This window comes from Monashia sp. HAY1-2A (genome assembly GCF_056755315.1).
In genome coordinates, this window is the sequence record NZ_JBNDHY010000317.1 from 1 (window position 1) to 791 (window position 791).

A 791-nucleotide genomic window follows, 5' to 3' on the forward strand; every position below is an offset into this window, starting at 1 on the left:
GGCTGTGATCCGAGGATTTCCGAATGGGGAAACCCGGCTGGAGGCAAGTCCAGTCACCCGCACCTGAATATATAGGGTGTGTGGAGGGAACGTGGGGAAGTGAAACATCTCAGTACCCACAGGAAGAGAAAACAACAGTGATTCCGTGAGTAGTGGCGAGCGAAAGCGGATGAGGCTAAACCGGGCGTGTGTGATAGCTGTCAGGCGTTGCATGTCCGGGGTCGTGGGACCTTGCGGCCGGAGCTGACACTCTGGCATGGAGTGAGAAATCTGCGTCATAGTCGAAGAGCATTGAATGGCTCGGCACAGAGGGTGCGACCCCCGTAGACGAAATGGTGTGGACTCCAGTGAGGGATCCCAAGTAGCACGGGGCCCGAGAAATCCCGTGTGAATCTGGCAGGACCACCTGCTAAGCCTAAATATTCCCTGGTGACCGATAGCGGACAAGTACCGTGAGGGAAAGGTGAAAAGTACCCCGGGAGGGGAGTGAAATAGATCCTGAAACCGTGTGCCTACAATCCGTTGGAGCCTCCCGCCGTTGGGCGTGTGGGGTGACAGCGTGCCTTTTGAAGAATGAGCCTGCGAGTTAGTGCTCAGTGGCGAGGTTAACCCGTGTGGGGAAGCCGTAGCGAAAGCGAGTCCGAAGAGGGCGTTTTCAGTCGCTGGGTCTAGACCCGAAGCGGAGTGATCTACCCATGGCCAGGTTGAAGCGCAGGTAAGACTGCGTGGAGGACCGAACCCACTTAGGTTGAAAACTGAGGGGATGAGCTGTGGGTAGGGGTGAAAGGCCA

At 56.9% G+C, this 791-nt stretch carries 1 rRNA gene; it reads left to right on the forward strand.

Features of this window, described 5'->3' with window-relative positions:
- Nucleotides 1–791 (forward strand): 23S ribosomal RNA (locus ACPYOM_RS22085); the annotation flags it as partial.